The organism is Luedemannella helvata (genome assembly GCF_039528415.1).
Lineage (GTDB): Bacteria > Actinomycetota > Actinomycetes > Mycobacteriales > Micromonosporaceae > Luedemannella > Luedemannella helvata.
Genome location: NZ_BAAALS010000042.1, coordinates 22361 through 31173, shown reverse-complemented (window position 1 = coordinate 31173; position 8813 = coordinate 22361). Strand labels below are relative to the sequence as shown.

Here is an 8813-nt window from a genome sequence, read left to right as displayed (position 1 = left end):
TGTGGTAACCGGTCTCGTTGGACGTGATCGTGCGGTCGGCATCGGCGTAGGCGTTGGTCGCCAGGATCGTGCCGGTCACGGCGACCGCGACGGCGCTTACGCCGGCGATCAGCATTCTGAGCCGGCGACGCTTGCGGCCGGTGTGGGGGACGGGGACGTCGGTCATTTCTTCTGCTTCCTCCTTGCGGATGTGAGGAGCGGGTCCGCCATGCCTGGTTGCGAAGCGCCGTTCCGTCCGTCCGGTCAGGTCCTTCGGGCCAGGACCAACGACCGGTGGTGTGACGGCGTGCATTGCCAGGAACCGCGAGGCTGCCACACCAGCGCGTGCATTCACAAGGAAACCGGTTCAGTGCCGAGCCGACGTTTCTTCCGCGATGATCTAGACCGCCGGCAATCTCGAAGCCCGCCAATGTGATGTGTCCACACAGAGAGCCGAAAGTTGTCGGCACAATGATCGAAAGTTTCCTTCCTCTCTTCGTTGGGCCGCAAGGGAATTGACCTACTCGTCGTCTCGGTGAACGTCGCGATCCTCGGCCCGGATCTGGTCGACCAGCCAGTCGGTGACGCGGCCGAGGAGGGCCGGATCGACCGGGCGGCGGACCTCTTCCCGGTACGCGCGAAGCGACGGCTTTCCCTGCTGGGTGCGCAGCATGTGCGTGACGTCGGGGGCGAGCCAGGTCTGCACCGGGCCGGGCACGAGTTCCGCGATCACCGGCAGGTCCGCGGGGTCGACCTGGAGGTCCTTGTTGCCGGTGATGGCGAGCACGGGAGCCGTCACGCGGGCCAGGTCGCCACGCGGGTCATAGTCGAGGAACTCGCGGAGCCACTTCGCGTTGAGTTTCGCGCCACCGATGCGCGCGACATCGGTACTGGTCGCGCGGACTTTGTCGTGGTTGCGGCTCACCTGGCGGACCAGGTCGGTGCGCAGCACCTTGAACACGGCGCGGACCGGCGCTGGCAGCGTCGGCGCGAGGATGCTGGCCTGCCAGCGCAACACGGCGTCGCCACGCTTGGCCGAGCCGGCCAGCAGCACGACCCCGGCCGGGCGGGTCGGCTGGTGCGACATCCGGGCGGCGGTGATGGTGACCAAGGTGGCGCCCTCGCTGTGTCCGATGAGAAACAGCCGCTCGGCTGCGGTCTCGGCGCGGGCGGCCAGCGCGGCGAACGCGGCGGCGACGTCGTCGGCGTTGTCGAACAGCCCGACGCGCAGCCAGCCGTTCTTGTCCTCCATGGTGCCGTCGCGCAGCAGCCGGCTGTCGCCCACGCCGCGCTTGTCGTAGCGCAGCGAGGCGATGCCCGCGCGGGCGAGGGCGTGCGCCAGCTGGCGGGTGGAGTCGATCGGCATCTTGGCCGCGTTCGAGTCCCGGTCGACCGGTCCGGAGCCGCTGACCAACACGGCGGCGGGGAACGGCCCGGTGCCGGCGGGTAGCGTCAGGGTGCCCGCGAGGTCCCGGTCCGGGCCGGGGAACCGCAGCTCGACCTCGTGCATGGCGGTGGCGGCGGTCATCGGGCGGCCTCGATCCGCTGGGCCAGCGCGGCGGCGTCGTCGTCGCCGAGCAGCACCGAGGCGAGTCGGTGGCCGGTCAGCGTGAGCCGCACCCCGGCCTGGCCGCGGCTCGCGACGACGAACTCCGCGCCGGCCCGGCTGCGCCACGTGCCGATCTTCCGTAACCCCGGCAACGCCAGCCCGGGGGCGCGCAGCCCGCGCGCGGCGGCCAGCGCGTTCGGCACGACATCGACGCTCGCGATCGAGGTCAACGGGATGGTGACGTCGCCACGCAGCCCGGCGAGCTTCTCGCGGGCGGTGAGTTCGACGGTGAGGGTGGACGGGGTCATGGACACAACGCTCATGCTCCAGTACTATTCTCGACGATGAGAATGATGTCAAGTATGAGAATGACCTTGAAGGTGTGATCCGGATGACCACGGCGGAACTGCTGCTACACCCGGTCCGACTGCGGGTCGTGAAGGCCTTCCTGGGTGGCCGCGACCTCACCACCCTGCAACTGCGTGAACTGCTCCCCGACGTCGCTACCGCCACCCTCTACCGGCAGGTCGCCACCCTGGTCGAGGCCGGCATCCTGGAGATCGTCGACGAGCGCCGGGTGCGCGGCGCCGCCGAGCGCACCTACCGGCTGCGCACCGACACCACGGTCGTCGGCCCCGAAGCAGTCGCCCAGATGAGCGTCGAGCAGCACCGGGCCGCGTTCGCCGCGTTCGTCGCCGGCCTGCTGGCCGACTTCGACAACTACCTCGAACGCGGCGACATCAACCCCGCGAGTGACCTGGTCGGCTACCGCCAAGTGGCACTGCACCTCACCGATGAGGAACTCGTCGAGCTGATCACCGAGTTGCGTGAGCTGATCGCCCGGCGCATGGCACTGTCACCCGAAGGCCGCACCCGTCGGTTGCTGACCACCATCCTGATGCCGGCGGAGTGATCCATGGTTTGATCAACAGGGTCGCCCCCTGACGCGGGCGCGGCCCGCGTCAGGGGCGATCTCGGCGCCCTCGAGGTTGTCACCCACCGGGACCGGGTGCCGGTTCCCGGCGCGGTTGCCGGACCGGCTCGCTGGTCGGCCCGATGTTCGGTCCCTCGCAGGTGGCGAAGCGGATGCGGTCACCCGGCCGCAGCGGCGTCCGATCCATGATCTCTTTGTCGTTGAGGAACGTCCCGTTGGGCGCGGCGGGGTTGGGCGCCAGCCACGCGTCCCCATCGGCGTCAACGCTCACCGTCGCGTGCCATCGGGAGACATTGGGGTAGCGGTCGAAGACGCGGCTGAACTGGCCCGCGCGGCCCAGGTCGACCGACTGTCCACAGGCGCTCACCACTACCCGCCCGGCCGGAAAGGCGATGACGAGGGTCGGCGGTATCAACGACTCCATGCAGTCGGCGCAGTCGCGGCTCGTCTCGTTCGGCGACGTCGTGCCGCAGTTCCAGCACACCTTCCGCGGTCGGGCGGCATCCTCCGCAGCCGGGGGCGGGGCCGAGGTCTCGACCGGTCGCGGCACCAGCGCCTCGCCGTGGTGCACGGGGCAGAGATAGTGCGGCGGGGGATACTCCTTATCGCATTTGCGGCACCATTGTGCGGGTGCGTCGGCGCTCACGGCTCGTGCCTGGCGACGAGGGTGGCCACGCCGTTGTCCACGTCGATGTCGTGGACGTGCACCTTGCCGGAGCGGACGTTCGCGTCGAACAGGTAGCGGGCCAGCGGGTTGATGAACCTGCTCTCCACCTCGCTGCCGATGCCGCGCCCGCCGTTGGCCAGCGTCCGGGGCGCCGCGCACCATTCCTTTAGGCGCGTGAGGGCCAGGCCCCCGATGTCGAGCGTGATGCCCTGCTCCCGAGCCAACCGGTCAATCACATTGCGCAGCTGCCCCTCGAGGATGCGTCCCGCCGTGGGCGCGTCGATGAAGTCGAACACGACGATGTTGTCGCCGAAGCGGTTGAGCAACTCGGGGCGGCCGAGCTTCGTGGTGAAGTACTCGTCGATCGCGGCCCTGACCCGCCTCTCCAGCTCGTCGTACGCGATACCGGGGTGGACCAGCTGGATCTTCTCCTGCGTTTGAGGGTCCGTGCGGAACACGCCCAGGTTCGAGGTGAAGATCAACATGCATTCTGAGAAGTACGTGGTGGTGCCCTGGCCGTCGGTCAGCCGGCCGTCATCAAGGATCTGCAGGAACTTGTCGAAGATCTGCGGGTGTGCCTTCTCGAACTCGTCGAACAGCACGACGGAGAACGGCCTGCGGCGGATCGCCCCCGTCAGTTCGCCGCCGGCCTCGTACCCGACGTAGCCCGGCGGCGCCCCCGTCAACCGGTCGGCCGCGTGGCTCGCGCTGAACTCCGACATGTCGAACCGCAGGTATGCCTCCGGATCGCCGAACAGGAGCGTGGCCACCTGCTTGGCCAGCTCGGTCTTGCCCACGCCGGTCGGCCCGGCGAGGAACAGCACGCCGCGTGGCCTGTTCGCCGAACTGCTCGCCTGCGCCCCGGACAGGCCGAGCGCCGCGCGCTTGAGGATGTCGAACGCCTTGGTGATCGCGGCTCGCTGGCCGAGAACCTGGTCCGGGATCCTGGCCTCCCCGGTGATGATCTGCTGCCGTACGGTCTCCTGCCGCCACGGGTTCTGGTCGATGCCGATCTTGTAGATCCGGATCGCGTCGTCGATCTGGGCGAGCGGCATGCCGCGGTCCGCGCACAGGCGCGCGATCTCCCGCACCGCGTGCAGGGTCATGTCGTCGGTCCGCTTGGCGAACCGCTCGATGTCCGGGTCGCCATCGAGGGGCGGTCGATGGTCCCGCGTGATCACCGGCGCGAAGTACCGGGCCGCGATGAGCCGGTCGGACAGCCCTGGCTTGGGTACGGCGATCGTGCGTACCCGCTCCATGCCGACGGTGAGCCAGGCTGGCAGGTCCCGTTCGCCCTCGGTCAACCAGATGATCGGGTTGAACAGCTCGCTCGGCCGGTCGGCCGGCCCACCACCGCGGGTCTCCGCGGTCACGGCAAGCTTCTGCGCGAACAGGAAGAAGTCGCGTTCCTCTCCCTCCAGTGCCGTCTGGCTGCGCGGAATGCGTGCCGCGTAGTCGATGACGAACGCGACCCGCGCCCCGTCCGTCGACACCTCGTCCGCGCTCGGGTCCTCCTGGACGGCATCGGCCTTGATCGGCGGCGGCGGGGGGTTGCCGACCACCCGGGCCATGCAGGTCCGCAGCCGTTCGAGCGTCTGCTTGCGGTCGAGCATGCGGCGGCCCAGCACCTGTTCGGCCGCTGCCCGCGCGTCGGGGTCGCCGCGCGGGTACACGGTGATGCCGTCAACCTGGTCGGAAACGACCAGGCAGCGGTAGCCGGAGGGGCGCAGCGCGCGCCACAGCACCTCCAGCATGGACTCCGGCGACATCCCATCAGGGGACCGGCGGACCGGCTCGGGCACGAGGTAGACGTCGCGGACGTTGCCGTACAGGACGTACTGCGAGTGGACGGCGAGCGTCCCGGCGAGTTCCTGGGCGAACAGCGGCGCTCCCGGTAGGGACCCCGGCTGGGGTCGGTGGGTCGGTTCGGCGGTCACGGCGTCACTTTCCTTCCTCGTCGGTGGTGCTCCGTTCCCGGGCCGCGGGCTTCGTCTCGGCCTCGGGGGACTGGTGAACGCTCGGCTGGTACGCGGGAATGGCGGGAAGCGGCGTGGCGGGCACAGCTACGTCGACGTCGAAGCCCTGTGCGGTCAGCGTGTGCCCGACTGCCCGCATGGTCTCGTTGATGTCCTCGCACCGGCTGGCCTCCGCGCGAGCGTCCGGGCTGAGCGCCTTCGTCCGCCAGCGGACGCCGCCCGCCTCGTCCACCCACACCGTGGTGTCGTGCTCATCGCGCCACGACTCGCGCGCCACGCTCAGCGCGGCGGTGTGCTGAACCCGCATGCCGGTTGTCACGGTGTACCCCGCGGCTTCGAGCGTCTCGGCCATCACCTCCAGCAGGCGCCGGCGCTCCACCTGCCGCTGCGCCCACGACAGGAGTTCGCCCGCGTCGCGACGGTCGGCGGCGGTCAGCTCCGCGTCCCCACGAACGACCGCGCGCAGCCGCTCGACGACGTCCGGGCGTGGCGGCGGGGGCGCCGCATCGGCCAAGATCCCGGCCACCAACGGGTGCTCCAGGGCGGTGAGCCAGCCGGCCGCGTCGCGCCGGTCGGCTGCCCGGCGATTGATCGACTCGTCTACCCTGCGGATGAGCGCGTCCAGATAGGTGCGGCTGGTGCCGGTCTCCCGCTGCTTGACGGCCCGGGCCGCGAGGATGATGACTTCCTCCCGTTCGGCCGCGGTCGCGTCCACGTCGAGGCGACCGAGGATCTCGTCGATCTCGGCGCGGACCGCGTCCTCGTCGGCCTTCGGCTGGACGGGCCGCGACGTGGCCGTCGTGGTCATGCCCCTCCCGCGCCGCCTGCGGTCCGCTAGCGTGACGGAGAAGGCGGCGAGCAGGTCGGCGGCGCTCTCGGCGCTGCCGGCGGGGGTGGGCAACGCGGCGACGAGCTGGTGCCACGTCCGTTCCGTCTCCGCGCGTTCCACCTGCTGCCACGCGTCCGCCAGCGCACGCTCGGCGTCGATGACCCAGTCGCGGGCGTCGGCGAGCTGGCGCCCGGTCAGGTCGAACGGCCCGGGCAGTGGCACGTGGACGCCCGCCTTCTCTGCCCGGGCCGCCAACAGCAGGATCTGCTGGTTGGTCCGGACGGTCGCGCTCGCCGCCAGACCCCACAGGCGTGCCTGTGCCTCCCGTTGGTCCTGTGCGTCGGCCTTGCGTTCCATGGCGTCGGCCAGCTCCTCCAGCGCCCGGCCGGTGGTCTCGGCGCCCGCTTGGGCCGTCCGGATCACCAGGGCGGCCGCGAGGCCGGCACCGACGACCACCGCCGCGCCGACGACGACGACCGGAACCAGCAGCACTGCGGGTGCGACCCCGATCTGTCCACCACTCATGTATCGGTTCCTCTCTACGAATATTCGGGCATTTCGGGTGTTCGTGGCGGCCAGCGACGCTCCGCCGCCGCATGCCGGGCGTCCTGCTCGGCGCGGTGGCGGCGCCAGTGCAGCCAGCGCCGCACCAGCCAGGCCAGGTGACCGACGGTCGTGGCGGCCGCGATGGCCTGCGGGTAACGCACCGCAGCCGCGGTCATCCCGGCCAGCACAGCGAGGGTCGCCAGGCTGGCCGGCAGCCAGGCCCGCCGCAGCCACCGCCCGAGCGGTCGCAGCGCGATCGGCCCAGCTCCGGACATTGAGAACCGAGGGTGGAACCGGCCGCCCACCTCCATGGCGAACAGGCACTCCGCGACCAGGGACACACCTGCGCAGACCGCCGCGCCGACCCAGCCGAGCCCGATATCGGTGTCGGTCGCCCATCCGGCGGCGTCGCTGGCGGTGAGCAGCGCGATCCATCCGGCCACCAGGAAGCACACCCCGGCGACCGCCCAACCGGCCGCGACCGGTCGGTTCTGCCGCCGCGACCACTCCCGGAACAGGTGGTTGTTCCTGTCCGTCTCGGCGGCTGCCTCGTCAGCGCGGCGACGGTCGTGGACCGTTTGTGCGCGACTCGTGGCGTGGGCGGCGAGGACTAGCGCCAACCAGACCAGGTCGCGCCGGCCGGTCAGCGCGCTGAACCACGGCACCGCCACGGGCAGTTCCGCCTCGACCCGGCGGACCAGGCCGCGCGCGGCGGCGGCGTCGGCGGGATCGTCCAGCGCCGCGCGCAGGCAGGCTGCCAGAATGTTGGGCCTGACCGTCTGCTCGTTCACATAGTCGCGGGCTTCCGCGTCGTCCAGCGCGGTCGCGGCGGCGACGAGCCGGTGCACCTCGGCTCGCCACGCGTGGTCGACGTCGGTGAGGCCCTCGGCGCCGCGATCCGGGTCGATCGGTGCGGCCGTGTCGAACATCGGCAGTAGATGGTGGGTCCACAGGTCCGCGAGGACCGACCTGGCGTCGTGGTCACCGGCGAACGCCCGGTGCGCGATGGCCTGCAGGTTCTGCCGGGAGATGACGTGATGGCGGTAGGTCGGTGGGCGCGTCGGATCCAGCGCCTGCACCACCTGCAGTAGCCGTACGCTGGCGGGCCTGGTGACGTTCTCCCGGACGTCGTCGACCACGCGACCCGCCTCGAGTCCGTCAGCGTCCGTGAACTGTTCCAGCCATGTGCGCAGCTGTTCCAGCGGACCGTCGCGGGTGAACAGCACCTCCACCGCGTGGTTCCATGCTGTCGCCAGCGCCTGTGCGAGTTCGTCGCGGTAGTGGTAGGCGATGCCGTTGAAGACGTACGGCTGCTCGGCACCCACGGCCGTCGCGGCGTTCGGGGATTCGGCCGCTGTCGAGAAGGGTCGGGTCGCCATGCCCGGCACGTCCGGGTCCAGCCCGACCAACCATTTGCTGACCTGCGGCTCGCCCCAGCGCTGTGCCGGATCGGAGGTGAGCAGGCCCTGGCAGAGATTGCGCAGCCGGTTCTGACGGCCGGCGCCGTCGGAGCCGGGCTCGTCGGGCACGCCGGAGACATCGACAGACCGCGCGGAACCGAAATGGCTCCGGATGTCCTCCCGCGTCAGCCCTTCGAACGGATGCTCACCGGCCGCGAGCTCCAGCAGTGTCATGCCCAGTGACCACCAGTCGCCCGCCTGGTGGAACTGGCCCAGCAGCACGGACTCGGGTGGCTGGTAGGCCGGGTTGAGCGGGCCGACAGGTCCGACCTCACCCGGTCGACCGGCGACGCCGAAGTCCACGACCGCCAGGTCGAGCGGCGGCAGCGTCCGGATCATGATGTTGGCCGGCTTGATGTCGCGGTGGACGAGCCCCTGCCGGTGCATATGGATCAGCACGGTGGCCAGCTGCTGGGCGACCTCGCGCAGGGCGGCGAAGTCGAACGCGGTCGGATCTGTGGCGCGCCGGTCGAGCAGGGTCCCGTGCGGCAGGTACTCCAAGATTTCGTAGTCGGGGCCGAACTCCAGGTAACGGGCGACATGGGGGCGTGGCGTGGCAAGGTACGCGCTCACGTCGGCGATGGGGGCGCCCCCCTGGTGGTACCGCTTGAGAACGCTGTTGCCGTCCCGTGCGAGGAACAGATCCGCCTGGCTGGCGGGCACGTTCAACGGTTGGTCGAGGTCGTACCGCCCGGCCAGTTCCGCGGAGAGTGGTTCACCGCCTCCCGGCCGACGGCGGCCCGCGTCCACCAGCGTCGGCGCGAGGCCGGCCGCGTCGCGCGGCCGCCGCTGCGGGAACTGACGCGCCCGTCCGGGGTCCAGCAGCGTCTCGTCGAGCTCACGCGGTTGCCGTGGCCCGGTCATGCGCGGTTG

At 70.8% G+C, this 8813-nt stretch carries 7 protein-coding genes; 1 reads left to right on the top strand and 6 read right to left on the bottom strand.

Annotation, left to right across the window (positions count from 1 at the left end; all coding sequences use genetic code 11):
• Positions 1 to 499: 499 nt before the first annotated feature.
• Both ABD191_RS26730 and ABD191_RS26725 read right to left on the bottom strand, forming a co-directional pair.
• Entirely contained in the window at positions 500 to 1507 is a 1008-nt protein-coding gene (locus tag ABD191_RS26730; RefSeq protein WP_344087984.1) for an alpha/beta hydrolase family protein, read from the bottom strand.
• A complete protein-coding gene (locus ABD191_RS26725) occupies positions 1504 to 1851 on the bottom strand; it encodes a hypothetical protein (protein WP_344087981.1) in 348 nt (115 codons plus the stop codon). Before ABD191_RS26725 ends, ABD191_RS26730 begins: the two co-directional genes overlap by 4 nt.
• A 68-nt stretch (positions 1852 to 1919) precedes the next feature.
• Here ABD191_RS26725 and ABD191_RS26720 point away from each other — a divergent pair, with 68 nt between their 5' ends.
• Positions 1920 to 2441 carry a helix-turn-helix domain-containing protein gene (locus tag ABD191_RS26720; protein ID WP_344087978.1) on the top strand — a complete coding sequence of 174 codons (522 nt, stop codon included), beginning with the start codon at positions 1920 to 1922 and terminating at the stop codon, positions 2439 to 2441.
• Positions 2442 to 2520: 79 nt separating this feature from the next.
• Here ABD191_RS26720 and ABD191_RS26715 read toward each other — a convergent pair whose 3' ends face one another.
• The 4 genes from ABD191_RS26715 to ABD191_RS26700 all read right to left on the bottom strand — a co-directional run bounded on the left by ABD191_RS26715 (position 2521) and on the right by ABD191_RS26700 (position 8804).
• On the bottom strand, positions 2521 to 3033 hold the full coding sequence (locus ABD191_RS26715; protein ID WP_344087974.1) for an FHA domain-containing protein: 513 nt from the start codon (positions 3031 to 3033) through the stop codon (positions 2521 to 2523).
• Between the two features lie 71 nt (positions 3034 to 3104).
• A complete protein-coding gene (locus tag ABD191_RS26710; RefSeq protein ID WP_344087971.1) occupies positions 3105 to 5066 on the bottom strand; it encodes an AAA family ATPase in 1962 nt (653 codons plus the stop codon).
• A gap of 4 nt (positions 5067 to 5070) precedes the next feature.
• Positions 5071 to 6459, bottom strand: a complete 1389-nt coding sequence (locus ABD191_RS26705; protein WP_344087968.1) for a hypothetical protein — start codon at positions 6457 to 6459, stop codon at positions 5071 to 5073.
• 14 nt (positions 6460 to 6473) lie between these two features.
• Positions 6474 to 8804 carry a protein kinase domain-containing protein gene (locus ABD191_RS26700; protein WP_344087965.1) on the bottom strand — a complete coding sequence of 777 codons (2331 nt, stop codon included), beginning with the start codon at positions 8802 to 8804 and terminating at the stop codon, positions 6474 to 6476.
• Positions 8805 to 8813: the final 9 nt, after the last annotated feature.

Bases quoted from the DNA above. Each gene is read 5' to 3' on its own strand.
- ABD191_RS26730 (WP_344087984.1), bottom strand. From the start codon at position 1,507: ATGACCGCCGCCACCGCCATGCACGAGGTCGAGCTGCGGTTCCCCGGC.
- ABD191_RS26725 (WP_344087981.1), bottom strand. From the start codon at position 1,851: ATGAGCGTTGTGTCCATGACCCCGTCCACCCTCACCGTCGAACTCACC.
- ABD191_RS26720 (WP_344087978.1), top strand. From the start codon at position 1,920: ATGACCACGGCGGAACTGCTGCTACACCCGGTCCGACTGCGGGTCGTG.
- ABD191_RS26705 (WP_344087968.1), bottom strand. From the start codon at position 6,459: ATGAGTGGTGGACAGATCGGGGTCGCACCCGCAGTGCTGCTGGTTCCG.
- ABD191_RS26700 (WP_344087965.1), bottom strand. From the start codon at position 8,804: ATGACCGGGCCACGGCAACCGCGTGAGCTCGACGAGACGCTGCTGGAC.